At 61.1% G+C, this 23,956-nt stretch carries 26 protein-coding genes and 2 pseudogenes; 3 read left to right on the top strand and 25 right to left on the bottom strand.

Going from position 1 to position 23,956, the window contains the following annotated elements; translation table 11 throughout:
- Window positions 1-9: 9 nt before the first annotated feature.
- The 23 genes and pseudogenes from queC to HKK53_RS18110 form a co-directional block, all read right to left on the bottom strand.
- Window positions 10-711, bottom strand: a pseudogene (queC, locus tag HKK53_RS18220) (7-cyano-7-deazaguanine synthase QueC).
- A 65-nt stretch (window positions 712-776) separates the two neighbouring features.
- A pseudogene (locus HKK53_RS18215) lies at window positions 777-1,022 on the bottom strand (ribosomal protein bL12); the annotation flags it as partial.
- A 249-nt stretch (window positions 1,023-1,271) separates the two neighbouring features.
- On the bottom strand, window positions 1,272-1,718 hold the full coding sequence (locus HKK53_RS18210) for an excinuclease (protein ID WP_169371977.1): 447 nt from the start codon (window positions 1,716-1,718) through the stop codon (window positions 1,272-1,274).
- Window positions 1,719-1,747: 29 nt separating this feature from the next.
- Window positions 1,748-2,974, bottom strand: a complete 1,227-nt coding sequence (locus HKK53_RS18205) for a beta-ketoacyl-ACP synthase (RefSeq protein ID WP_169371976.1) — start codon at window positions 2,972-2,974, stop codon at window positions 1,748-1,750.
- The gene (gene fabG, locus HKK53_RS18200; RefSeq protein WP_169371975.1) at window positions 2,974-3,702 is read right to left on the bottom strand and encodes a 3-oxoacyl-ACP reductase FabG; all 729 of its coding nucleotides are present in this window, start codon (window positions 3,700-3,702) and stop codon (window positions 2,974-2,976) included. Before fabG ends, HKK53_RS18205 begins: the two co-directional genes overlap by 1 nt.
- The gene (locus HKK53_RS18195; RefSeq protein ID WP_169371974.1) at window positions 3,702-4,160 is read right to left on the bottom strand and encodes a hotdog family protein; all 459 of its coding nucleotides are present in this window, start codon (window positions 4,158-4,160) and stop codon (window positions 3,702-3,704) included. Before HKK53_RS18195 ends, fabG begins: the two co-directional genes overlap by 1 nt.
- Window positions 4,157-5,353: a beta-ketoacyl-[acyl-carrier-protein] synthase family protein gene (locus HKK53_RS18190; protein ID WP_169371973.1), complete on the bottom strand. Its 1,197-nt coding sequence runs from the start codon at window positions 5,351-5,353 to the stop codon at window positions 4,157-4,159. The genes HKK53_RS18195 and HKK53_RS18190 overlap by 4 nt, the downstream gene beginning before the upstream one ends.
- Entirely contained in the window at window positions 5,350-5,832 is a 483-nt protein-coding gene (locus tag HKK53_RS18185) for a hypothetical protein (RefSeq protein WP_169371972.1), read from the bottom strand. Before HKK53_RS18185 ends, HKK53_RS18190 begins: the two co-directional genes overlap by 4 nt.
- A complete protein-coding gene (locus HKK53_RS18180; protein WP_169371971.1) occupies window positions 5,832-6,557 on the bottom strand; it encodes a class I SAM-dependent methyltransferase in 726 nt (241 codons plus the stop codon). The genes HKK53_RS18185 and HKK53_RS18180 overlap by 1 nt, the downstream gene beginning before the upstream one ends.
- A complete protein-coding gene (locus tag HKK53_RS18175) occupies window positions 6,554-7,801 on the bottom strand; it encodes an NAD(P)/FAD-dependent oxidoreductase (RefSeq protein ID WP_169371970.1) in 1,248 nt (415 codons plus the stop codon). Before HKK53_RS18175 ends, HKK53_RS18180 begins: the two co-directional genes overlap by 4 nt.
- Window positions 7,788-8,948 carry a sodium:proton antiporter gene (locus tag HKK53_RS18170; RefSeq protein WP_169371969.1) on the bottom strand — a complete coding sequence of 387 codons (1,161 nt, stop codon included), beginning with the start codon at window positions 8,946-8,948 and terminating at the stop codon, window positions 7,788-7,790. Before HKK53_RS18170 ends, HKK53_RS18175 begins: the two co-directional genes overlap by 14 nt.
- Window positions 8,945-11,287 carry an MMPL family transporter gene (locus tag HKK53_RS18165; protein ID WP_169371968.1) on the bottom strand — a complete coding sequence of 781 codons (2,343 nt, stop codon included), beginning with the start codon at window positions 11,285-11,287 and terminating at the stop codon, window positions 8,945-8,947. The genes HKK53_RS18170 and HKK53_RS18165 overlap by 4 nt, the downstream gene beginning before the upstream one ends.
- Window positions 11,271-11,837 (bottom strand): outer membrane lipoprotein carrier protein LolA, encoded by a 567-nt coding sequence (locus HKK53_RS18160; protein ID WP_169374261.1) that lies wholly within the window; start codon window positions 11,835-11,837, stop codon window positions 11,271-11,273. The genes HKK53_RS18165 and HKK53_RS18160 overlap by 17 nt, the downstream gene beginning before the upstream one ends.
- A 170-nt stretch (window positions 11,838-12,007) precedes the next feature.
- On the bottom strand, window positions 12,008-12,433 hold the full coding sequence (locus tag HKK53_RS18155) for an acyl-CoA thioesterase (protein WP_169371967.1): 426 nt from the start codon (window positions 12,431-12,433) through the stop codon (window positions 12,008-12,010).
- The gene (locus HKK53_RS18150) at window positions 12,426-13,970 is read right to left on the bottom strand and encodes an HAL/PAL/TAL family ammonia-lyase (RefSeq protein WP_169371966.1); all 1,545 of its coding nucleotides are present in this window, start codon (window positions 13,968-13,970) and stop codon (window positions 12,426-12,428) included. Before HKK53_RS18150 ends, HKK53_RS18155 begins: the two co-directional genes overlap by 8 nt.
- Window positions 13,951-14,898 (bottom strand): LpxL/LpxP family acyltransferase, encoded by a 948-nt coding sequence (locus HKK53_RS18145; RefSeq protein ID WP_169371965.1) that lies wholly within the window; start codon window positions 14,896-14,898, stop codon window positions 13,951-13,953. The genes HKK53_RS18150 and HKK53_RS18145 overlap by 20 nt, the downstream gene beginning before the upstream one ends.
- The gene (locus tag HKK53_RS18140; RefSeq protein ID WP_169371964.1) at window positions 14,895-15,629 is read right to left on the bottom strand and encodes a glycosyltransferase family 2 protein; all 735 of its coding nucleotides are present in this window, start codon (window positions 15,627-15,629) and stop codon (window positions 14,895-14,897) included. The genes HKK53_RS18145 and HKK53_RS18140 overlap by 4 nt, the downstream gene beginning before the upstream one ends.
- Window positions 15,622-17,301: an acyl-CoA synthetase family protein gene (locus HKK53_RS18135; RefSeq protein ID WP_169371963.1), complete on the bottom strand. Its 1,680-nt coding sequence runs from the start codon at window positions 17,299-17,301 to the stop codon at window positions 15,622-15,624. Before HKK53_RS18135 ends, HKK53_RS18140 begins: the two co-directional genes overlap by 8 nt.
- Window positions 17,298-17,843: a hypothetical protein gene (locus HKK53_RS18130; RefSeq protein ID WP_169371962.1), complete on the bottom strand. Its 546-nt coding sequence runs from the start codon at window positions 17,841-17,843 to the stop codon at window positions 17,298-17,300. Before HKK53_RS18130 ends, HKK53_RS18135 begins: the two co-directional genes overlap by 4 nt.
- On the bottom strand, window positions 17,840-18,094 hold the full coding sequence (locus tag HKK53_RS18125) for an acyl carrier protein (protein WP_007992314.1): 255 nt from the start codon (window positions 18,092-18,094) through the stop codon (window positions 17,840-17,842). The genes HKK53_RS18130 and HKK53_RS18125 overlap by 4 nt, the downstream gene beginning before the upstream one ends.
- Window positions 18,095-18,103: 9 nt before the next feature.
- A complete protein-coding gene (locus HKK53_RS18120; protein WP_169371961.1) occupies window positions 18,104-18,364 on the bottom strand; it encodes a phosphopantetheine-binding protein in 261 nt (86 codons plus the stop codon).
- Window positions 18,345-19,154: a lysophospholipid acyltransferase family protein gene (locus HKK53_RS18115; protein ID WP_169371960.1), complete on the bottom strand. Its 810-nt coding sequence runs from the start codon at window positions 19,152-19,154 to the stop codon at window positions 18,345-18,347. The genes HKK53_RS18120 and HKK53_RS18115 overlap by 20 nt, the downstream gene beginning before the upstream one ends.
- Entirely contained in the window at window positions 19,130-19,855 is a 726-nt protein-coding gene (locus HKK53_RS18110; protein ID WP_169374260.1) for a beta-ketoacyl synthase chain length factor, read from the bottom strand. The genes HKK53_RS18115 and HKK53_RS18110 overlap by 25 nt, the downstream gene beginning before the upstream one ends.
- A gap of 356 nt (window positions 19,856-20,211) precedes the next feature.
- Between HKK53_RS18110 and HKK53_RS18105 the strand changes: the two genes are divergently transcribed.
- Window positions 20,212-20,982, top strand: coding sequence for a ParA family protein (locus HKK53_RS18105; RefSeq protein WP_054053184.1), 771 nt, complete (start codon window positions 20,212-20,214; stop codon window positions 20,980-20,982).
- A gap of 126 nt (window positions 20,983-21,108) precedes the next feature.
- Here the strand turns inward: HKK53_RS18105 and trxC are convergent, their stop codons facing one another.
- The gene (gene trxC / locus HKK53_RS18100) at window positions 21,109-21,543 is read right to left on the bottom strand and encodes a thioredoxin TrxC (RefSeq protein ID WP_169371959.1); all 435 of its coding nucleotides are present in this window, start codon (window positions 21,541-21,543) and stop codon (window positions 21,109-21,111) included.
- A 270-nt stretch (window positions 21,544-21,813) separates the two neighbouring features.
- On the opposite strand from trxC, the gene HKK53_RS18095 reads away from it, so the two are divergent.
- Window positions 21,814-22,083 (top strand): AbrB/MazE/SpoVT family DNA-binding domain-containing protein, encoded by a 270-nt coding sequence (locus HKK53_RS18095; protein WP_169371958.1) that lies wholly within the window; start codon window positions 21,814-21,816, stop codon window positions 22,081-22,083.
- Window positions 22,083-22,445: a type II toxin-antitoxin system PemK/MazF family toxin gene (locus HKK53_RS18090; protein WP_169371957.1), complete on the top strand. Its 363-nt coding sequence runs from the start codon at window positions 22,083-22,085 to the stop codon at window positions 22,443-22,445. Before HKK53_RS18095 ends, HKK53_RS18090 begins: the two co-directional genes overlap by 1 nt.
- Window positions 22,446-22,451: 6 nt before the next feature.
- Here HKK53_RS18090 and selO read toward each other — a convergent pair whose 3' ends face one another.
- A complete protein-coding gene (gene selO, locus HKK53_RS18085; RefSeq protein ID WP_169371956.1) occupies window positions 22,452-23,915 on the bottom strand; it encodes a protein adenylyltransferase SelO in 1,464 nt (487 codons plus the stop codon).
- Window positions 23,916-23,956 lie beyond the last annotated feature (41 nt).

The raw sequence follows: 23,956 nt of genomic DNA, 5'->3' as shown, positions 1-23,956 counted from the left end.
GCGGTATAGTTACGTAGTTATATCCAGTTTTTCCTTTAGGCTGTTCGTAATGGCTGTTTTGTTTTTCATAAAGTCATTTAAACCCTTTGCACGAAGAACGCACGCATCGCAATCGCTACACCCACTACCTATTATTCCGTTGTAACAGGAAAGCGTATGGTTATGAATCAAATCCAGCTGTTTGTAGCAGTCGGCTAGGGCCCAGGTTTCTGCTTTGTTCAACCACATGAGCGGTGTTTCAATTTGTAACTTGTAGTCCATTCCCAGTTCAACTGCGTTATTCAACGCCTTGATAAATTTGTCCCTGCAATCCGGATAGCCTGAAAAATCTGTTTCGCAAACACCTGTGATGACCGTTTTCGCACCAACTTGATAGGCATAAATAGAAGCCAGCGTTAAAAATAGAATATTTCGACCAGGCACGAATGTGTTCGGCAGGCTACCCCCTGAACTGGCAGCAATGGGTACGGGGATGTTGTCGCGAGTTAAACTGCTGATTGCCAACTCATTTAATAACGATATGTCGAGGATCTTATGTACTTTTACACCGAGCTTTTCTGAAAGCTGTTGTGCAACTTAAATTTCCGCACGGTGCCGCTGTCCATAATCAAACGTGATGCAGTGTATTTCATCGTAGTTTGGCAATGCGTGGATCAAGCAGGTTGTTGAGTCTTGGCCGCCACTGAAAACGATAACTGCTTTTGTACTCATATTCTTCATCCTTGGAAGGTCCCGAAAGGGTCGCTGGACCAAGAAGGCTGTCATCTATCTAGTGCTTATCTGATTTCAACTTTCGCTCCAGCCTCTTCAAGTATTTTTTTAATCGTCTCTGCGTTTTGCTTAGCCACTGCTGCTCCCATTGAATTAACAGTCAGAATTTGTGCTGGTGCAGCATCTACTATCGCCTTGGCTTCTTTTAAACCAAGGCCTGTACTTTCTCGAATGGCCTTTATTACGTCGGTTTTCTTCACTCCGGCATCTAACAACACGACTACGAATTCGGTTTCTTCGTACGCTGCGGCTTCTTGTTCATCGGTTGACATTGAAGGATGCTCCATATTGGTCAGGTAACTATCACGATATTTATTTTTATCAAAAAACTGACCTGTTACTTTTGACAGTTTTTAATATCGATTTGGAATAATTTCTATATGGATTTGATCTTTCTACAGATACAGGTATTGGGCGACTGCTTGGTGGATAACTGCGACTTACCTTGATTCAACGATAAAAAAAGGGCGCCAGAGAGGCGCCCTTTGTCGTTTCTGGCCTTACTGAACCTTCGCCAAATCCCCTTTCAACGCAACACCCGCCATGATCGCCCCGGCGTGGCATTCATAGTTCTTGGCGTCTTTACGCTCATTGCTCTTATAGAAACTCACAATGTTGGTCACGGCATTGGCGCCGGCGCTTTTGGCCGCCTGGTGCAGGCTGATGATGGCCGATTGCGCGACCCATTCGCAGGCCACTGTGTCGGACTTGTTGAAGGCGTTGGTTTTCTTGTTGGTCACCGAGCCTGCAGTGAGGACGGTGACGGTGCCGGCCGGGTTGTTGCCCGCCAGGTAGAACTTCACGCTGCCATCGATTTTGCCGGTGCGGGTGGCTTCGGCGACGGCTTTGTCGAAGGGCAGGTACACGGCGGTGTCACGGGCCTGGCTGATGGCCGGCAGGGCGCAGATCAGCAGGGTGGCGGCGGTAGCGAGTTTCTTGAAGTGCATGGAGGTCTCCTTGACCCTGATTAATTCGGTTACGACCAGCGGCGGAAGATCAGCGAAGTGTTGACGCCGCCGAAGGCAAAGTTGTTGTTCATCACGTATTGGTTGCTCATCTGCCGGAATTCGCCGCGCAGGTAATCGAGCTTGCCGCAGTGCGGGTCGATCTCGTCGAGGTTGAAGGTGTGCACGTACAGGTCGCGGTTCATCATTTCGATGCTGAACCACGACTCCAGCGCACCGCAGGCCCCCAACGTGTGACCGAGGAAGCTCTTCTGCGAACTGATCGGCATGTGCTCGCCGAACAGCGCGCTGGTTGCCAGTGTTTCGGCAATGTCGCCCTGTTCTGTAGCGGTGCCGTGACCGTTCACATAGCCAATGTCCGACGGCTGCAAACCGGCATCTTCCAGCGCCAGTTCCATCGCCCGGCGCATGGTCACCTGCTCTGGGCGTGTAGTGTGCTGGCCGTCGGCGTTGCTGCCGAAGCCGACGAGTTCGGCGTGGATGTGCGCACCGCGAGCCAAGGCATGTTCGAGTTCTTCGAGCACCAGCATGCCGCCGCCTTCGCCGATCACCAGGCCATCGCGGCCCTTGTCGTACGGACGTGGGCTGGTTTGCGGCGCGTCGTTTTTCAGGCTGGTGGCGTAGAGCGCGTCGAAGACCATGGCTTCGGTCGGGCACAGTTCTTCGGCGCCGCCGGCGAGCATCAGCGGCAGGCGACCGAACTTGATCGACTCGTAGGCGTAGCCGATGCCCTGGCTGCCGCTGGTGCAGGCACTGGAGGTCGGGATCAACCGGCCGGTGAGGCCGAAGAAGATGCTGATGTTCGCCGCTGTAGTGTGCGGCATCATCCGCACGTAGGAGTTGGCGTTCAGGCCTTCGGCCACCGAGTTGAGCAGCATGTTGCCGAATGCCTTGATCTCGTCGGTGCTGCCGGTGGACGAACCGCAGGCGACACCCATGCGTCCATCCTTGATCGATTCGTCACCCAACAGCCCTGCGTCGGCCAGTGCCTGTTCTGCCGCACCAACAGCGAGGCGCGAAACACGACCCATGCTGCGCAGTTGCTTGCGGGTCCAGTGGCTCGGGACCTTGAAGTCATCGATAGGGCCGGCCAGGCGCGTATTGAGTTCGGTAAAACGATCCCACTCGTCCATGCGGCGGATACCGCTACGGTTGGCCGCGAAGTTGCCGGCGATGGTGTCCCAATCGCTGCCCAGTGAGGTGATGCCGGCCATGCCGGTGACGACGACGCGCTTCATCAGCACAGGCCTCCATTGACGGCCAGAACCTGGCGGGTGATGTACGAGGCTTCCGCCGACATCAGGAAATTCACGGCGCCGGCCACCTCTTCAGGGGTGCCCATGCGTTGTGCGGGGATCATTTTCATCAGTTCTTCCACCGGCACGTTTTCGTCGAGCATTGCGGTGTCGATCAGGCCGGGTGCGACACAGTTGACGGTAATCTTGCGTTTGCCCAGTTCGATCGCCAACGCTTTCGCGGCGCCGATCAACCCGGCCTTGGAGGCGCTGTAGTTGACCTGCCCGCGATTGCCGATCAACCCGGAAACCGAGGTGATGCACACAATGCGCCCGGCGGCGCGACGACGAATCATCGGCATCATCACCGGGTGCAGCACGTTGTAGAAACCGTCGAGGTTGGTGCGCATCACCACGTCCCAATCATCCTCGCTCAGCGCCGGAAAAGCACCGTCGCGGGTCAGCCCGGCGTTGAGCACCACGCCGTAATAGGCGCCATGGGCTTCGACGTCGGCTTCGAGAATGGCTTTGCAACTGGCGCGGTCGGAGACGTCGAATTGCAGCACGCGGGCGTTGCGGCCCAAGGCTTCGACTTCGACCTTCACGGCTTCGGCCTCAGCCAGACCGCTGCGGCAATGCAGCACGATGTCATGCCCGGCCTGGGCCAGACGTAATGCGATAGCGCGGCCGATACCACGGCTGGAGCCGGTGACCAGTACGGATTCAGTCATCACTCGACTCCTTGGATTTCTTGAAGGTATTGCGCCGCTTGCGGCGGGCGGTACACGTTGAGCCGGGCGGTGGCGTGGATGCCGGGCGCGTTGATGTGGCATTCGAACACGCCCATGCCGCTGTCGTCTTCCAGGGAACGCAGCCCGTGGATGGTCAGTTCGGTGCCGGCGGGGAAGTGTTCGACGTTACATTCGAATTTGCGGGTACCGAGCAGGAAGCCCAACTCCACCGCATCACCCCGCGCACGGGCATGGCAACCGGCGTAGGCAGCGACGCTCTGGGCCATCAGCTCGATGCCGACCCAGGCCGGCAGGCTGCCGTCGGGACGGTTGAACAGGCCACCGGGCTTGACGGTGAGGCGGGTGTGAATCTGCTCGTCATCGAACGACAGGATCTGCTCGATGAGGATCATGTCGCCAGCGTGAGGCAGCAGTTCGGCGAGCGGCCAGGCAATCATGGGGCGTCTCCGATAATCAGGCTGACGTTATTGCCACCGAAGGCAAACGAATTGCTCATCAGGTAGCGCGGTGCAATGGACGCCAGGCGATCGGCCGGGGTCACCCAATTGAGGGGCGGCAGGTCCGGGTCGGGCTGGCCGTCCCAGACGTGGGGCGGCAGGGCGTGTTCGGGATTGTCGGTGCTCAGGCTCAACCAACAGAACGCCGCTTCCAGGGCGCCGGCGGCACCGAGGGTGTGGCCAGTCATCGGTTTGGTCGACGAACAGGGCACGCCGTCCGGGAACAGCGCGGCTACGGCCAGGCTTTCCATGGCGTCGTTGTGTTGGGTGGCGGTGCCGTGCAGGTTCAAGTAGCTGATTTGCGATGGCTCCAGGGCTGCGCGGCTCAAGGCTTTGCGCATGGCTTGCAGGGCGCCGCGACCAGTCGGTTCCGGTGCGGAAATGTGGTGCGCGTCGGAGCTGGCACCGCTGCCGAGCAGGGCGATCGATGGGCCGTCGCCCGGTTGCTTGCTCATCAAAAACAGCACCGCGGCTTCACCAATGTTGATGCCGTTGCGGTTGGCCGAGAACGGGTTGCAGCGCTGCTCGGACACCGCTTCCAGGGCCGAGAAACCGTTGAGGGTCAGTTTGCACAAACTGTCGACACCGCCGCACAACACCGCGTCGCACAAGCCCAGGTCGAGCAAACGCTGGGCGCTCATCAAGGCCCGGGCGCTGGAGGTGCACGCGGTGGAAATGACATAGGCCGGGCCGCTCAGTTGCAGCCAGTCGGCAAGGAAATTCGCCGGTGCGCCGAGTTCCTGCTGCCGATAATCGTAGTCGGCGGGGAATTCATGCTCGCGCAGGTAATGGGCTAACCCGCGACTGGCTTCATCGATGCCCGAGGTGCTGGTGCCCAAAACAATTCCGATACGGTCGCGGCCAAAGCGCTGGATCGCTTGATCAATCTCCGGGCGAATTTGCAGCGCCGCTTCCAGCAGCAGTTGATTGTTGCGGCTGCGTTGGTCGGCCAACTCCTGTGGAATCGGCGCCAGTTCGCCATGCACCGCTGCCACCGGCAGTGAACGTTCCGTCACCCAACCCGCCTCGCTGCGCATGCCGGAGCAATCGCCGGCAAACAGGTTGCGCGCGACTTCCCGTTTGTCGCGACCCAGGGCGCAGATCACCCCCAGGGCGTTCAACCAGGCGGTCATGGTGTGTCCCCGTTCAGCGGCGTGACTTGGTATTTCGGGCCTTTGGGCAGGTTCAATTCAAAGCTCATCGGGCGTGAGTAACGAACGTCCCAGCGCTCGGGCAAAGTCCGTTGCGCGCCATGTTGCCAAGCGACGGGGTAGTTGCTCTGCAACTCACCTTCCGGCGTCAACGCAAACAACAACGCGGCGAACAGCTCGCGGGCTTCCGGATTCGGCGGCAGCAGACCGTCGGCCTGCCAGGCGCCGTCGATCAGCTTCTGCCGGGCCTGGGGAATGCCCAGCAAATCCATCATCGACCAACGCAGCGCCGGGCCTTCCTGCTGGATCACCAGCACCCAGTCCTGACGCTGATCGGCCACCAGGCGCTGGATATGCAATTGCAGCGGCAGCGCCAGGCTCGGGCTGTGCTCGGGCAACGGCGCGCGGCTGGCGCAGGCGCTCAGCAACAGGACGCAACCCAGAAGCAGAAAACGGATCATCAGGCGTTACCTTCAAGCGGTTTGCGCGCGACCACATTGACCAGGGTTTCTTCCCGTTGGCCAAAGGGCTTGGGCTTGCGCAAGCCAAAGCGTTCAAGCAGGCCGAAATCCTTGGCGCGGCTCCACCACAGGTACGGATAAGACACGTTCTGCGGGCCGAATTCGAAACCCTGCTGGCGAATCATTTGCAGATACCCGGCCGCGCTCTTTTGCACGTGCATCGGGTGGCGGAACAACCAGCGAATCACCCACGTATCAATGTAAGCCTCGGTGGACTCGGCGAACAGCAGATAGCCGCCGGGCTTGAGCACGCGATAGAACTCGGCCAACGCCTGATCCTGTTCCACCAGATGATGAAAGGTCTGGTGACAGAACAGCAGATCGACACTGGCGTCCGCCACGTTGAGGGTCGCGCAGTCGCTGCCGATCAATTCCACGGTCATGCCCTGGCGCGCCGCCTCTTCGCCGCTGAGGTGCAGGCTGTGCGGGTCGGCATCCACGCCGATCAAACGTTGGGGCGCGAAGGTCTGGCGCAGGTACTGGAACGACTTGCCCTGGCCGCAACCGGCATCCAGCAACACCGGGTTGCTCGGTGGCGACTCGCTGAACAAGCCGCGCAAGTCATTGATCGCCACCCGCAACACATGGTGCTGCCAGGTATGGCTACGCAGGAACCAGAAACCGAAGCGTGTTTCCTCGACGTAGTTGTCGCTCAGGTAACTCATGTGGCATCCCGTGCACAAATTTCCGAAATCACCTTCAACCGGCGTTTCGCTTCGCTGACGAACGGGTTGCGTTCATCCCAGGCGTAACCGGCGAGAATCGAGGCGATCATGCGGCGGATATCGGTGGAGCTGCCGTCGTGGAAGATCACGTCCTGGAAGGTGCCGGCGTACCAGCCTTCGACGTAGCAACGGAAGGTGTCGACGCCGCGTTTCAGCGGATCGGCGAACTCGGTTTGCCAGTCGACGCTTTCGCCCTGCAATTGCCGATGCAATACAGCGGCGGCCATGCTCGCCGAGCGCATGGCGATGGTCACGCCGGAGGAGAACACCGGGTCGAGGAATTCCGCCGCGTTACCGAGTAGAGCAAAGCCTGGGCCGTGCAGGGTTTTGACGTTGGCCGAGTAGCCGCCGATGGTGCGCGCCGGGGTGTCCCACACGGCATTGTTCAGCACACCGGACAGGCTTGGGGTTTCAGCAATAAAGCCGCGCAGGCACTCGTCGAGATCATCGGTCCGGCCTTCGAAATGTTCGGCCGCCGCCACCACGCCCACCGAGCAACGGCCGTTGCTGAACGGGATGGTCCAGAACCAGATATCGCGATGAACCGGGTGAGTGGTGACGAGGATTTTGCTGCGGTCGAAGTTCGGGTGGTCGATGTGGTCTTCGACGTGGGTGAACACAGCTTGGCGCACCGGGAAATTCGACGGCGCTTCGAGGTCGAGCAAGCGCGGCAACACCCGGCCATAGCCGCTGGCATCGAGCACGAAATCGGCTTCGACGCGGTACTCGCTGCCGTCTTCTCGCAGCACCTTCAGCTGCGGTTTCGCGAGGCTGAAATCGGCGCTGACGATGGCTTCGCCATAGCGCAATTCCACACCTTGCAGCGCGGCTTGATCGGCCAGCAGTTTGTCGAAATCAGCGCGTTGCACCTGGAAGGTGGTCGGCTTGCCGTTGCTGAACGTGTCACCAAAATCGAACGCGCTGTACAGCTCGCCCCAGGCGAATGCGGCACCGGTTTTAATTTGAAAACCGGCGGCGTTCACCGCCTCAAGCATGCCGGCCTCTTCGACAAAATCCAGGCAATGGGACAACAGGCTTTCACCGATGGAAAACCGTGGGAAATGCTGGCGTTCGATCACCAGCACGTCATGACCCTTGCGCTTGAGCAGCGCGGCGGCGATGGCGCCCGAAGGCCCGGCACCGATGACCACTACCTGACGATGTTCCATTTCAACGATTGGCACGTGGACTCCTTGCCGGGGTGGCGATATTCAGCGGGATTCGATGCATGCCGGCCAGTGCCGGCAGCAGTGTCGCGATCAGGCCCATCAGCATCAGCGCAAAGTACAGCGCCGGGCTGATGAGTTGTTGTTGCAGCAGCAGGTTGAGAAAGACGATCTCGCTCAACCCGCGAATATTCAGCAGCAGGCTTTCGCGCCAGCGACTGGCGCCGTCAACCGAAACCCCGGCCCAGCCCAGGCCCAGCCAGTTGCCCAACAGTTTGCTGGCAATCGGCAACAGCAACAGCGCAGCCAGCGGCAACCAGCCGAGGTTGGCCATGGCGCTGTGCACATCGATTTGCACGATGCCGAACGTGAGGATCAGCGGGATGGCGATCCAGGTCTGCAAACGGTTCATCCACAGCGCCGGCAACGGCAACACCAGCGGCACCTTGAGCGCGGCCATGCACAGCAAATAGCCGATGCCGAAAATCAGCGCGTTGAGCTTGAAGTGCTCGGCCACCACCAGCAGCGCGAAGAAGCAGCCACTGTGCAGCAGCGGTTGGCGCAAGCCGAGCAAGCGCAACAGCACCGGCAGACAGGCACCGGCCAGAGGCAGCAAAAGACTGCTCAGGTGCAGGCTGCCCTGGGCGAAGCCGAACAGTGTCCAGCAGGTGAGGTCGATCAGGATCGCGGTCTGCACCAGGCGCCGGGTGGCGTCGGGCGGATAGTTGATGTGTCGTAGATACAGGTACAACACCGGAATCGCGGTGATGGCGAAGACCAAACCGACGGCCAGCGAGCTGATCCACGCCTGTGGCGGCAACAGCCAGACCGCCGTCGCCAAGCCGCAGACGAACGGCAGGCAAAAACTCGGCAGGGCAATTTTCAGGCTCTGGCGGTCCAGCTTCAGGTCGATCACGTCGCTGAGAATGTGCCCCAGCAGCAAGGCGAAACTCAGGCTGTAGAGGTTTTTCAGCCACACCGGGGAAATCAGGTTGGCGCCACTGAGCTGCCAGCCCGGTTCAATCCAGAAGTACATCAACAGCGGCAGACCGAACGTCGCCAGCAGCAACTGGCTGACAATCGGGATCAGCCCGAAATGCCGACCGACGCGGGTGGCCACGGCGAACATCCCCAGAGCCATCGCCCAAAACAACACGATCATCATGCTGTTGGCTCCGCGACTGCAACTGGGTGGGCCTGGCGTCCGGCCCACGGCGCGAGGATGAAACTGAACGCCAGGCCGAGGCTCACTGACAATCCGAAGTTGCTCACTGCCGGTGTGCTGGACACCGCCAGCAAACCGAACGACAGCCAAGTGGTCAGTGCCGCCAGCAAGGTGCCCAGCAGGCTCACAGCGGCGCCGCCGATCTGTTCGCGCATGAGGATCGCGTAATCGACGCTGATCGCCGTCACCAGCAGCAGGCCGAACAGGCTGAACAGGGTCAGCGGCTGACCGAGCCAACCGAGGCTGGCCAGGCTGCACAGTGCCGCGAGCAAGGGCAGGGCGACGATGCGCAGCGCGCCACTGAGGCCGAACGGCAGGATCAACACCAGCACGATCAACGCACAGGAAGCGAGTTTCAGTTCCGCAGCGCTGATCTGGGTTTCAGCGAAAACCTTGTTCAGTTCGCCGAGACGGTCCACCAATTCCACACCCGGCAAGTCCAGGGCCTGGACCCGCAGCAGCGATGGATTGTTCAAGCCTTGCAGGCTGACCATGGCCGCCACGCCGCCGTCACCGGTCGGCCCCAGCCACAGGGTGCGATAGGGTTCGGCCAACGGTCCGACCAGCGCCGCGTCGATGTCTTCGGTGGGCAGCGCCTGCAACTTCGCCAGTTCGGCCTGCAACGCCTCGACCGGAACACCGACGTCGAGCAACGGTTGCCAGAATTGCGGCAGCTTGTTCAGCGCATCGCGTACATGCTTCTGCTCACTGGGTTGGCTGACCAGTTGGTTGAGCGACAGGAAACCCTGAAGCTTGTCGAGATTGACCAGTTGCTCCAGACGATCACCGAGCGCTGCTTGGCGTTCGAGCAACTCTTGCTGGTTGGCGGCCCGGATCAGGAAAAACTGGCTGGTGGGCTGGTAGCCGGTGATGCGCGCGATGGCCTGCGCTTCATCGGTCAAGTGCTGCGGCATGCCGACCCATTGGCGAATGTCATTCTTGGTGCTGAGTTGCAACAAACCACCGACGCAGAAAGCGATCAGCAGGGCCATCAACACCGGTGTGCGCACGCGCTGCAGCAGCGCTTCACGCAGGTTCACCAGACACTCGGCCACCCGCAGCGGCCATTGCGCCGGGCGCAGGTCAGCACCCTTGAGCAGCGCCGGCAACAGGCACACTGCCGACAGGTAGGCACCGAGCAGACCGGCGGCGGAGAACACGGCAATTTGCGTCAGGGCCGGGAACGGAGTCCAGGCCAGGGCCAGATAGCCGATGCAACTGGTGATCAGGCTCAACGTCAGCCCTGGCAGGGTCAGGCGCAGGGCCGGCCAGCTGTTCCAGGGTTTCAGGCTCCAGCTCTTCGACAGGTAATGCAGCGGGTAATCGACGGCGACGCCGATCAGGCTCGAACCGAGTACCAAGGTCATCACATGCATATGGCCGAACAGCGCTACACAAGCCACGCCACCGAACAACATGCCCACCAGCACCGGAACAAACGCGAGCAACACGCGCAAACGCCGGAACGCGAGCAACAGCAGCAACAGGATGCCGAGCGTAGCGCCGCCACCGACCCAGGTCATCTCCCGAGTCGCTTGTTGCTGACCGTTGGCCGCATAGAGCAAGCCGCTGGCGGCGAGCAATTGCACGTCGCCCTGGGCGGCTTCTTCGCGGCTGCGTTTGAGCAGGTCGGCCACTTGCAGCGGCAGGTTCATGTCAAAGGCGTTGCCGGTGGTGCGCGCCCGCAGCAGCACCCAGCTCTTGCCGTCGGCATCGGCGATCAAGGCGCCGCTGCCAATATCCAGTTGCACCGCACCGTGTTGCGGCTGGCTGTTCTGGATGCGCCCGGTCAGGCCCAGCCAGTCGTCCTGGCTCGGCACCAGGCTGAAACCGGTGAAGGGGTCGAACAGCGCTTGTACCCGTTGCTGGATAAAGGCGTCGGGATGCTCGATCAGTTGTTGCCGATCCTCGTCCGAGAGCATCGCCAGCCGGCCTTGCAGCAGTTGCGTACGCAGGGCTGGCAAGTCGGCTTGCAGGGTCCACTGGACCTTCTCGAACAGACCGCTGGCTTGCCACTGCTCGCCGAGTTTCTGCGCCATGGCCACGGCGTGCTGGCGATCGGTGTGACCGACCAGCACCAGCATTTCGCGGTTCAGCGGTTCTTGCATGCGTTGTTCGGCGCGCAGTTCCAGCGCGTCCGGCGCCGTGCCGGGCACCAGTTCCATCAGGTTGGCCGACAGCGGAGCGCCGTCACGCCATTGCCAACCGGCGAGCGCGAGCACCGCCAGCAGCAGGATCAGGAACAGCCGTGGGAGCCTCCGTTCACTCGGCAAAGTCATGTTGCTCCGCATCGCTTAACGGTTGGGCGCTGGTGCTGTCCTGCATGCGCATGAGGGTGCTGTCACCCTGGGTTTCCAGCAGTTCGATGCTGTTCACCAGTTCGCCGCCATCGATGTTGATCTGGTTGAACACCTGCTTGAGCAGCATCGAGCGCGGGGTCAGGGTCAGCTTCCATTTCTGTGCGTCGCCACTCAGCGACAGCTCGAAATCCCGTTGTAGGCCGCTGCTGTCGCCTTGCAGCACGGCGAGGAACAAGCGGTTCTGCTCAGCACCGGCGCTCTTGCCCGGCAGCAATTGCCAGCCGTTGGCATCACGTCGGGCGATGCCCTTGGCGGTGATGCGGTAATCCTGTTGCAACGGGGTTTTCAGCAGCCAGAGCAAACCGTGGTTTTTCGCGAGGACGAAAGTGCCCTTGCTGGTCAGCGGCTGGGGCAGGGCACGCAGGTGTTTTTCCTGGATGAAATGGCCGTGGATCACGTCAGGCTTTGCCAGCTGATCGCTCAACTGCTGCAAATCAAAAGCCTGCGCCAACGAAGAAAACCCGAGCATCAATACCAGCGCCACCACGAACCTGTAGCAGCTGGCGAAGCCTGCGTTCGGCTGCGCAGCAGTCGCCTTGGGTTTCTTCTGATGTACCGCATGTGCAGGTTTTGCGACGGCTTCGCCGTCGAACGCAGCCTCGCGGGCTCGGCAGCTGCTACAAAGGGGGTTCAGCAGGGTCATGCGAGCATCCTTTCGACGGCGTCGGTGAAGACCTTGGGCGAGGCCAATTGCATTTCACGGCTGCTCATATCGACCGCGACCTGCACCGTGCTGGCGCGGGTCAGGCGTTCACCGGTTTGCTGATCGCTGATCAGGTAATTGATCTTCAATCGGTTCTCCCACTCCACCAGACTGGCGCGCACGTTGAGCGTCTGGCCGAACACCGCGCCGCGCACGTAGCGCAGTTGCAGGTCGATCACCGGCCAGGCAAACCCCGACTCGACCATGGCGGTGTAGTTGTGGCCGAGCTTGTCCAGCAGCGCGCAGCGGGCGACTTCCAGGTATTTGACGTAATGGCCGTGCCAGACCACGTGCATGGTGTCGACGTCAAAGAACGGCACGAGGATTTCCGTATCGGCGTGAAGCACTCCCTTGCTACGCATGCAGCCTCCAGTGTTGCTCGGCGATTCGTTTCAGGCACAGGCGCAGTTCGCCTTCCAGGGCGCGGTCTTCGATGACCGGCGGGAAGTCCTTGGCCAGTTCTTCGTGCATCGCCGCCAGGGACGGTGGCAGTGGTCGTGCATCTTCGGCCTGGCCACGCAGCCAGACGCCTTGATTGGCGGCGAGCAAAGTGGCGGCGGCGACCTGTTCGGTCAGCTCCAGCACACGCACCGCATCGCGAGCGGCGATGGTGCCCATGCTTACTTTGTCCTGGTTGTGGCACTCGGTGGAGCGCGAGAACACGCTGGCGGGCATGGTGTTTTTCAGCGCTTCGGCGGTCCAGGCGCTGGTGCCGATTTGCACAGCCTTGAAGCCGTGGTTGAGCATGGCGCGGTCGGCCGTGGCGCCGGACAGGTTGCTCGGCAAACCGTGGTTGTAACGCTCGTCCACCAGCAACGCGAGTTGCCGGTCGAGCAGGTCGGCGACGTTGGCGACCAAGGTTTTCAGGCTGTCCATGGCGAATGCGATGTGGCCGCCATAGAAGTGCCCACCGTGCAGCACGCGTTCGGCTTCGGCGTCGATGATCGGGTTGTCGTTGGCGCTGTTGAGTTCGATCTCGATGAATGAACGCAGCCAGTTCAGGCTGTCGGCCAACACGCCGAGTACATGCGGTGCGCAACGCAGGGAGTAGCGGTCTTGCAGGCGATGCAACGGCGCGGTCGGCGCGTCGATCGCCAGATCCTTGCGCAGCCACGCGGCGACTTGCATCTGCCCCGGATGCGGCTTGGCGGCGAACAGGCGCTCGTCGAAATGCTCCGGGTTGCCTTGCAGCGCGACCACGTTCATCGCGGTGATGCGGGTCGCCAGTTGCAGCAAGTAATCGGCGCGGGCGAAGGCCAGGCAAGCAATGCCGGTCATCACGGCGGTGCCGTTCATCAGCGCCAGGGCTTCTTTCGGGCGCAACACCAGCGGCGTCCAGCCGAGCTCGCGATGTACATCGGCGGCTTCGCGGCGTTCGCCACGGAACATCACTTCGCGTTCGCCGGACAGGGTCGCGGCCACATAGGACAGCGGCGTCAAATCACCGCTGGCGCCGACCGAACCTTCTTCCGGGATCAGCGGCAGGATGTCGTGTTCGAGGAAGGCTTGCAGGCGTTCCAGCAACTCCACGCGCACACCGGACACGCCGTGACACAGCGACTGCAAACGCGCCGCGAGGACTGCGCGGGTGGCTTGGGCATCAAGCAATTTTCCCAGGCCACAACCGTGAAAGGTGTACAGATGACGCGGCAGCGCTTCGACGTGATGGAGCGGCACCGCGACTACGCAGGAATCGCCATAACCGGTGGTCACACCGTAAATCACGCCTTCCTTGTCCAGCAGGGAATCGAGGAATCGCGCGCCTTTGGCGATGCGCTCGCGAAATTCAGGGTCACCCTGCAACTGCGTCGGCGCCTGACGATTGGCCAGGGCCAGCACGTCTTCGATGCGCAAAGGGAGTTCGCCGAAGGTTACCGGCTCAAGCGTTGGCGTCGTCATCGGTCTTCCAGAAAGGGTAAAAGTTGAACCATTGTTGTGGCGCTTCAAGGCAATAGTGACCCAAGCGTTCGGCGTAGCGGGAAGCCCACTGATGAATGACCTGTTCGCGGTCGCTGCGCTTCCACACCACGGCCTCGGCGAAGGGTTCGAGGCTCAGTCGGTAGGCGCCTGTCGGTTGCTTCAGGCACAGCAACAGATTGACCTTGCACTTGAGCAAACCGGCCAGCAGCCAAGGGCCCTGGGGGAATGCCGCCGGATGACCGAGAAAGTCCACGATCACGCGGCGCCCGCCATGCAGCGGCACACGGTCGCCGGCAATCGCCAGCCACTCGCCGCGCTCCAGGCGTTCGTGCAGTTGCAGCATGATCACCGGGTCCAGTTCGCTGACCTGAATCAGGCGCAAATTGGTCGCCCCGGCTTCGCCGAGCAAGCGGTTGAACTGCTCGGCGTGCTTGGTGTGCACCAGCACGTTCATGGTGACTTGTTCGCCGATCTCCGCCAGCGCGCGGCAGACCTCGAGATTGCCCAGGTGCGCACCCACCAGCATCTGCCCACGGGCGCCACGCAGTTGGGTGCGCAACAGCGCCGGGTCGTCGATTTCGATCTGCTGGATGCTCAGCTTGCCGTTCCACACGTCGAGCTTGTCGAGCATGGAGTCGGCGAAGGCCATGAACTGGCCGAAGACCCGCCAATGGGTCGGGCGCAACTCCGGACGCGCGCTAAAGTCAGCGAGGCGTTGCTGGTATTGCCAGGCGCTTTTGCGCGCGCTGCGGCCGAACAGGAAAAAGTACAGGACAATGCCGTACAGCAACGGGCTCAACAGCCGCCGGCCGAGCACTTTGGCGCACAGTGCGGTGAATTTCATCAGCCAGAAACTGCCGCGCTCCTGGCGGTCGGCCCAATGCTTTTTATCTGCGTCAGTGCTCATGCCCGCCACCGCCGCCAGAGGATCACCGGAGCGCGCAACAACATGCCGAAGAACAGCCGGGTGTGCATGCTCGAGATCAAAACGTTGTCGTGGAACAGGCGAAAATGCGAGACGCCGTCCAGCGGGTAATGGACCTTGGTTTGCAGCCACTGCATCGGCAGGTTTTGCCAAGCCAGGCGCACCAGAATGTCCGAGTCGAAATCCATGCGCTTGCCGATCTTCGCCGAACTGATCAGCGCCAGGGTCGGCGGTAATGGATAGACGCGAAAGCCGCACATCGAATCGCGGATCTGTAGCGACAAGGTGTTGATCCACACCATCACGTGGGTCAGGTAGCGCGCATACAAGCGGCCCTTGGGCACGCTGGCGTCGTACAGCGGATAACCGCAGATCACCGCGTCGGGGTGGGCGCGGGATTGTTCGATGAACGTCGCGACGTCGGTCAGGTCATGCTGGCCGTCGGCGTCCACTTGCAAGGCATGGCTGAAGCCCAGGCGCGAGGCTTCGCGTAAACCGGTCATGACCGCGCCGCCCTTGCCTTGATTGACGGTGAGGCGGATCAGAAAGACGTGGTCCCGCAGCGCCAGTTGATCGAGCACTTTTGCGCAGGCCGGGGTGCTGGCGTCGTCTACCAGAATGCACGGCAAACCTTGGGCGAGCAGGGCATCGACCACCGTGGTGATGGCGGTTTCGTGGTTGTAGACCGGGATGATGGCGCAGGGGTTATGCATCCGCCGCCTCCAGCACAATCCGCCCGCTGGAGCAGGTGGCGGTGTCGTTGCGAAAGGTGAAATACAACTTGTGGCGCACTGGGTCGAACCGCAGGTGCAACTGAATTTCGTCGCCCGGACGCACCAGTTGCTGGAATTTCAGCACTTCCATCCCGGCGAACAGGGCCGGCAATTCCAGCAGCTGTTGACCCAGGCTCAGCGCCCACTCCACCTGCACCACGCCGGGCAATACCGGCGCCTGGGGAAAGTGCCCGCTGAAGTAGGCGAGGTCCGGCGGCACGGCCAGTTGCAGGCTCCATTCGCCGTCGGTTTCGACCTGTTCCAGCACTTCCGGTCCCTTGGGGCGCGGTGCCAGCAGCAGCGCTTCGACTTCGGCCTGGGGCAATTTGCCTTGGGCGTTCGACGGCAGTTGCCGCAGCAGGCGCCAGCGGCGGGGCAAGGCCAGGGCTTCGCAATGCTGGCTCAGGTGTTGACGCAGTTCTTGGGTGAGGGTTCGCCGCCCCTGATTGCGCAGGGCGTGCAGCCCTTTTTGGCTGAGCACCAGCAACGCGCCCAATGAGGCGCGGTTTTCCTGGACCACCCCAAGGCGCGCTTCGGCGACCCAGTCGTGGGCCATCAGCGCCTGTTCCAGCATCGGTAGCGAGATACGTTTCTCTTCCAGTTTGACGATGCGGTCCAGCCGTCCCAGCAGTTCGAAACGGCCATCGGCGGCGATCCGCGCAGCGTCGGCGGTGTGTTCGATGTGGTCGGCCGGCAAGTAGGGCGATGCGATCAGCAGCGCGCCGTCGCTGTCCTGGCTCAGCCGGACGTCGGCGAACGGCTGCCACAGGTCTTGCCCCTGACGCCAGGCAATGCCGCCGGTTTCCGAGCTGCCGAGGATTTCCGTTGGCCATTGCTGCAAGCGCTCGAACAGGCTTTGTGCAGCCTCGGCGGGCAGGGCGCCACCGGAGGAAAACACCCGACGCACCGCGCTCAGGGCCGGCCAGTCGAGGTTGTCGCCCATGCGTTTGAGCAGCGCCGGGCTGGCGACCCAGGCGAACGCCGGGTATTCGCGGCTGGCACGCTGCAAGTCTTCCGGGAAGGCCAGTTGCTTGCGCACGAACGGTCGCCCGGCGCACAGCGGCCACAGCACGCGGAACAGCAAACCGTAAATGTGTTGAGTGCCAACGCTGCCGATGATGCACGCCGGGCCCAGGTCGGCGCCCCACAGTTGCTCCAGGGCTTCGACTTCATTGGCCAACTGGCGCAGGGTTTTGTCGATGCGCTTGGGTTCGCCGCTGGAGCCGGAGGTGCACAGGCTCAACTGACAGCGATCCAAATCCAGCGCGGCGGCGGGCATTGGCGAATGTTGATAATCGGCCAGGTGTGCGTCGTCGGCCTGATCGGTCAGCCACAGATCGACTTCAGTCGACCAGCGCTGGCGGGTCTGGGCTTGCAGGTCGGCGGGCAGCAACACGCTGACCCCGGCACGCCAGGCGCCCAGCAGCGCAATCGCCAGCTCGGCGGCGTCTTCGAGGTGCACGGCCATGCGCCGCACGCCCTGGGCTTGCAGACCGGCAGCGAGACTCAGGGCCTGTTCGCACAATTGCGCGTGATTCAGCGCCGGGTCGGCCGTCATGGCACGTTCCGGCTGAGCCTTGAGCAGCAGGTGCTCAAGTGTTATCCAATTCATGGGTGGCCTCGTACCCGTTGTCGTATTAGCCATTCAATGGCAAACATCAGGCCGATCAATCCATAGGAGATCAGGCCGGTGTACAACATCCACCAACTCAGCGGCGCCCAAAGGGTCAGCGCGGCGGCGCACAAACCGTTGCAGAGAAAAAACACACTCCAGGCCACCGTGACCTGGCGGGTATAAACAATCGCCTTGGCCGGCAGCTGCGGTTCACGCAGGCGGGCCAGGCGTTCGGCCATCGGCGGGCCGTATTTCAGGCTCAGCCCGAATAGCGCGAGCATGAACCCGCTGATCAATACCGGGTACCAACGCAACAGCGCCGGACTGTCGAATATGGCCAGCAGCAGGCAAAACACGATGGCGACGCTGGCCATCCACAGGCTGCCCGGACGCCGCACGCCGGTCAGCGCGCGCGCCAGCCACAGGCTGCCCAGCAGCAGACCAAACTGCCACGGGGCGAAGTGCTCCATGCCGAAATACACCGCAAAGGGGTACAGCAGGCCCGCCAGCAGCAGGCCAAGGCCGATCACTCGACTCATGCGGCCGGTTGAACCAGACGGTAGACCGCCTCGACCACGTCGCTGACGGTACGCACCGATTTGAATTCTTCGGCGGCGATTTTCTTGCCGGTCTGGCGCTTGATGTGATCGATCAGGTCGACGGCGTCGATGCTGTCGATTTCCAGGTCCTGGTACAGGTTGGATTCCAGGCTGACGCGCTCGGGGTCCAGCTCGAAGAGTTCGACCAGGGCATCGCGCAGGGTGTTGAAAATGTCGTCACGAGTTTGCATGGTCCGGTCTCAAGCTGCCTGTTTTGCAGTGACGAACGCCGCAAGGCTCGCCACGTTGGTGAAGTGATTACGGGTGTCCTTGGCGTCGGCATCGATCTTGATGCCGTACTTTTTCTGGATCGCCAGGCCGAGTTCCAGGGCGTCTACCGAGTCCAGGCCCAGGCCTTCGCCAAACAGGGTCTGGTCGTCGCCGATGTCGTCGATACTGATGTCTTCGAGGCCCAGGGCGTCGATGATCAGGGTTTTTATTTCACGGTGCAGATCGCTCATCTTCGGCGAGCTCCTTAATAAAGTAGTGATGCAAGTAATCATTGAGCTTGCGCGAGGCCTGCGGGGGCGGACCCTGCGCGGCGAAGGCTTGTGGGTCTATATCGGCCCCCACACGGAAACTGAAGTGCACGCGACGTTTTGGTATCCGATACCAGGGTTCGGCCTTGGTCAATGTGCTCGGGCTGACCTTGATAATCACCGGGGTGAGGATTTTCGCACCGCGCAGGGCAATGGCCGCGCCACCCCGATGAAAGGCCGGTGCCTGGCCGGGTTGGGTGCGGGTGCCTTCGGGGAAAATGATCAGGGTCTGGCCACTTTTCAGGGCGTCGGCAGCAGCGTCGAGCATGTCCATGCTGCCGTCGTTGCTGATGTATTCGGTGCTGCGCAACGGGCCTCGGGTGAAGGGGTTCTCCCAGAGGCTCTTTTTGACCACGCAGTTGGTGTGGGGCACGAGGCCAATCAGGAACACCACGTCAATCAGCGACGGGTGATTGGCGATGATCATTTGCCCCGGGCGGCCGAGTTTTTCCGCGCCTTGAATGTCGTAGGTCAGCACGCCGGTGCGGGCCATGAACCGGACAAAAAACCAGAAACAGCGACTGACGGTTTTGCGCGCCCGCAGCCGATGGGCCTGGGCATCGCCGGGCAGGCAGCCGAGCAGCGGAAAAACCAGCAGCCGCAGGCACAGCCCGCCCAACCCGAACAGGGTGAAGCTCGCGGCGGTGGCCAGCAGGCGCCAGTAATAGGCGTCGCGGTTTTTATCGGCTACAGGTTGCGTTGCCAGGTCCATACACGATTTTTCCAGGCATGTTGGCAGGTTGACTGCTGGCCGAGCAGGGTACGCAATAGATTCAAGGCATGGGGCCAGTGAGCTTTGGACAGTGCATCCGGGTTGCTGTTCAGGGACAGCTGCCAGTCGTTCCCAGGGGTGAGCAGCAGACCGACCGCGTAAGGAAAGGGCACATCGTCGATCCAGGCCGAGTAGGCCTCGGGTGGTTGTTCTTCGGTGACCACCAGCAATACGGCGGGCGCGCCTTCCGAAAGTAATGCCGCGGCCTCAAGCATGCCGTGTTCAAGGCCGTCGCCGGCGGCGGCGAGGGCGGTCATTTCACTGGTTTCGCCGCGCATGATCGACCACAGGCCGATGACGGCGTTGTGCACGGAGAGGCTGAATTGGGTCGGCGACAGCGGCTGGTTGGCTGCCAGGTCACTGAGAATATCGAAGGTGCGCGGGGTTTCGCCGTGACGGGAAATAAAGACCAACGGTAGGTCCTGCCGACCATCGGCCAACGGCCAGCCGACGCTGAAGGCCATTCGCGCCAGGCGGCTGAGTCGCCGGCGCTGCATGGCCGGCAGAAACGACACATCGGGAGCGGCATCGCTGCATGGGAGCGCGACCGGTTGTCGGCTCCAGGCCTGCCAATCGTCCACGCTTTCGAGCCCAGGGGCCCATGCGCGCCATTGGGCGATGTTGAAGTTGATCACAAAGATTCATCCCGCCCCTGCGGGCTTTCCTTGACGGGTCGGTCGTAAAATCCACAGCCGACCTGACATGGCGCTATACGCCGAGTGGCGCGCATTATCCCGGTGCGGCGGGCGTGTAGCAAATGCTGGTTGCAGTTTGCGCAAACAAATGTACCGGTTGGTTCGTGAGAAAAGCTGTCGTTTGGCCATTATCCACATTACGGCAGGCGAGTCTGTCGGCCGTGTCTGCGCTCAATGGATGAGTTTGCGGCTTTTTCACCAGGAGATTACGCCTGACTGCGTAGTCCCCATGCCCGCGAGGTAGCTAAGCAGCGCTGTGGACTACTACACTCGGTCATTCTTTGATACACGGAGGTTTTGACATGCGGCGCGTGGTGTTCAATCAGAAAGGCGGGGTGGGCAAGTCCAGCATTGCCTGCAATCTGGCAGCGGTCAGTGCCAGCGAGGGGTATCGCACCCTGTTGGTGGATCTCGATGCCCAGGCCAACTCCACTCAGTACCTGACCGGCCTCACCGGCAATGACATCCCCATGGGCATTGCCGATTTCTTCAAGCAGACCCTGTCTTCCGGGCCGTTTTCGAAGAAAAACCAGGTGGATATCTACGAAACGCCATTCGATAACCTCCACGTCATCACCGCCACCGCTGAGCTGGCCGATTTGCAGCCCAAGCTTGAGGCCAAACACAAGATCAACAAGCTGCGAAAACTGCTCGATGAGCTGAGCGAAGACTACGACCGGATCTACCTCGACACCCCGCCAGCGCTGAACTTTTATGCGGTGTCGGCGTTGATTGCCGCTGATCGTGTACTCATCCCCTTCGACTGCGACAGCTTCTCACGTCAGGCGCTGTATGGCCTGCTGGCGGAAATCGAAGAGTTGAAGGAAGACCACAATGAAGGTCTGGAAGTCGAGGGCATCGTGGTCAATCAGTTCCAGGCCCGCGCCAGCCTGCCCCAGCAAATCCTCGACGAACTGATCGCCGAAGGCCTGCCGGTGTTGCCGGTGTACCTGGGCAGCTCGGTGCGCATGCGTGAATCGCACCAGGCCAACACGCCGCTGATCCACCTCGACCCGCGGCACAAGCTGACGCAGCAGTTTGTGGAGTTGCACAATCTGCTGGAAAACGCCTGACTGCCCTTTGTAGGAGCGTGGCTTGCCCGCGAAGAGGGTTTAACATTCAACGCTGTCGTTGAATGTCAGTTCGCCTTCGCGGGCAAGCCACGCTCCTACGGTTTCGCGGTGTTTTCGAGATCTCGTTCAAATCCCCTGGCTACGCAACCAGCTCATCAACTGCGGCAACGGAAACGCCCCGCTCTGACGCGCCACTTCCCGGCCGTTCTTGAACAGAATCAGGCTCGGAATCGAACGAATCCCCAACTGCGCCGACAACTGCTGGTTTGCCTCGCTGTCCAGCTTGGCCAACCGACACTTCCCCGCCAACTGCCCCGCCGCCTGCTCGAATACCGGCGCAAACGATTTGCACGGCCCGCACCACTCCGCCCAGACGTCCACCAACAACGGCAAATCGCCCTTGATCTGGCTGGCGTAATCGCCTTGCTTCAATTCGAAAGGTTTACTCAGCAACACTTCAGCCTTGCAGCGCCCGCATTTTGGCTGGTCGTTGAGGCGTTCGGCGGGGATGCGGTTGAGGCCGTTGCAGTGGGGGCAGGGGATGAGGAGTGGGTCGGACATGGGGGGCTCCAAAAGAGTGGGCAATCAATGCAACTGATTTGGAGTTGCGGTCCGTATTTATCAAGGCTGTAGGGCCGAGGCAGGAAGGCGGTGTGTCGCAAATGCTCACATTTTCCTGATTATTAGCGGGCAATCCGTGACTACGCTGGAAGCAACTCTAACCTTCATCGTTCTTGATTTGAGGAATTCGCGTTGCTTTCATCTGCGTGCTACTTTTGTTGCACTTGTCGTGACATCGACATCCCACATATTTCGGATCGGAGTGATCTCATGTCCGTAACTTCCAAAATACGCCGCCAGGGCGGTGCCGCCGTGATTACGCTCCCCCCTACCTTGCTTAAATTATTGCATCTTGAAGTCGGCTCTCAGTTGGAGCTCAACGTGGTGGATGGCGAGTTGATTGCTCGCCCAGTTGTGAAAGCATCTCGCAAGCGTTACAGCCTTGATGAATTGCTTCAGGGGGCAGAAGAATTGGCTGAGTTGAACGAGCAGACAGCCTGGGCTCGTGAAGGTGATTCTGTTGGTAGGGAGTTGGGTTAATGGTGCGTCGGCAGGCCCCGCAGCGGGGCGATGTCTTTTGGATTGACCCGAACCCGGTGGCAGGGAGAGAAATGATGAACCGCCATCGTTTTGTTGTGATTACGCCGAGGGGAATCAACGCGCTGGGCGTGAGCATGACCGTGCCCGTGACCAGTGGCGGGAGTTTCAGCCGAAACTCCGGATTGGCAGTGGTCGTTACGGGGCACGAAACAAATGGGGTCGCGGTGTGCAATCAAGTGCGCAGTTTCGACATTGAGCAGCGTGTTCGAGAGGGTTCAGCAAAGTTTATTGAACGCCTTGATGACGTGACGATGACTGACATCATTGCGCGCGTCGTCAGTGCCATTGACCCTCTGGATTGAGCTGCGTCACGACGAACAACTGATCTCCAGATGCTTGCCCCACTCCGGCGGCCGCTCGGCATAGCTCTCCATTCCCGCCTGTTCCACAAACGGGTTACTCAGCACTGCATGCAGGCGGCGAACTTCCGAGTAGTCGCCACTCTCTGCCGCATCAATGGCTTTCTGCGCCAGGTAGTTGCGCAGGATGTACAGCGGATTCACGGCATACATCCGAACCCGGCGCTGTTCTTGATCAAGCGGACCTTCGCGGCCAACCCGGGCCACATACTGCTCGCCCCAGGCATCAAAGCCCTTGATGTCGACGAAGTCATCACGCAAGCGAGCGACGGCCAACTCGGCTGATTCATCGCCCAAACGACGGAAGAACAGCGTGTAATCAACGCCACTGTTCTGCATCAGTTGCAGCAGACGTTCCAGCAGTTTCTGGTCATCGTCTTCAGCGGTGGTAAAGCCGAGGCGGCGGCGCATCAGGTCCAGGTAGTGGGCCTGGTACAGCGGCAGGTACAGGCCGAGGGTTTCGCGCAGGGCGTCGACGCTGATGAACGGCGTCAGGGCCTGGGCGAGGGCGCTGAGGTTCCACTGGCCGATCGGCACCTGGTTGCTGAAGGAGTAGCGGCCCTGGTCGTCGGAGTGGTTGCAGATGAAGTTGGCGTCGAAGTCGTCGAGGAAGGCGAACGGGCCGAAGTCGAAGGTGATGCCCAGGATCGACATGTTGTCGGTGTTCATCACCCCGTGGCAGAAGCCGTAGGCCTGCCATTTGGCGATCAGTTCGGCGTTGCGCTCGACGATTTCGCGGAACATCGCCAGGTACGGTTCCGGCTGCTCCAGGCATTCGGGGAAGTGCATGGCCAGCACGTGCTCGCCGAGGGCTTTTTGCTGTTCGGGGCGCTTGGTGTAGTAGAAATATTCGAAATGGCCGAAGCGCACATGGCTCGGCGACAGGCGCAGGACCATGGCCGCGCGTTCCTGCTTCTCGCGCCACACCGGTGTGTCGGAGCCGATGACGCACAGGGCGCGGGTGGTCGGGATGTTCAGGGCATGCAGCGCTTCGGAGGCGAGAAACTCGCGGATCGACGAACGCAGTACCGCCCGTCCATCGCCCATCCGTGAGTACGGCGTCTGGCCGGCGCCCTTGAGGTGCAAGTCCCAATGCTCGCCGGCCTCGTTGTACACCTCGCCCAGCAGCAAGCCGCGGCCGTCGCCCAGCTGTGGGTTGTAGGAACCGAATTGATGCCCGGAATAGACCATCGCCCGAGGCTCGGCTTCGGCCCAGAGCTTGTGCCCGCCAAACAGTTCGGCGAACACCGGCGTCTCGGCCACGGCCGGGTCCAGGTCCAGCAGCGCCATGGCGGCGGGGCTGGCGACCACCAGTCGCGGCGCGGCGATGGGCTCGGGCAGCACATGGGTTGAGAACGCATCGCCGAGGCGGGCGAAGCGATTGTCGAAGGTCAGTTCGTCGAGGGCTTTCAACGGCCATCTCCAGCAGAATGTCCGAGCATTCTGCTAGGGAT

Origin of the sequence: Pseudomonas sp. ADAK7 (genome assembly GCF_012935675.1) — a bacterium.
Lineage (GTDB): Bacteria > Pseudomonadota > Gammaproteobacteria > Pseudomonadales > Pseudomonadaceae > Aquipseudomonas.
The sequence above is the reverse complement of the archived record's forward strand: the minus strand, read 5'-3'. Positions and strand labels throughout refer to the sequence as shown.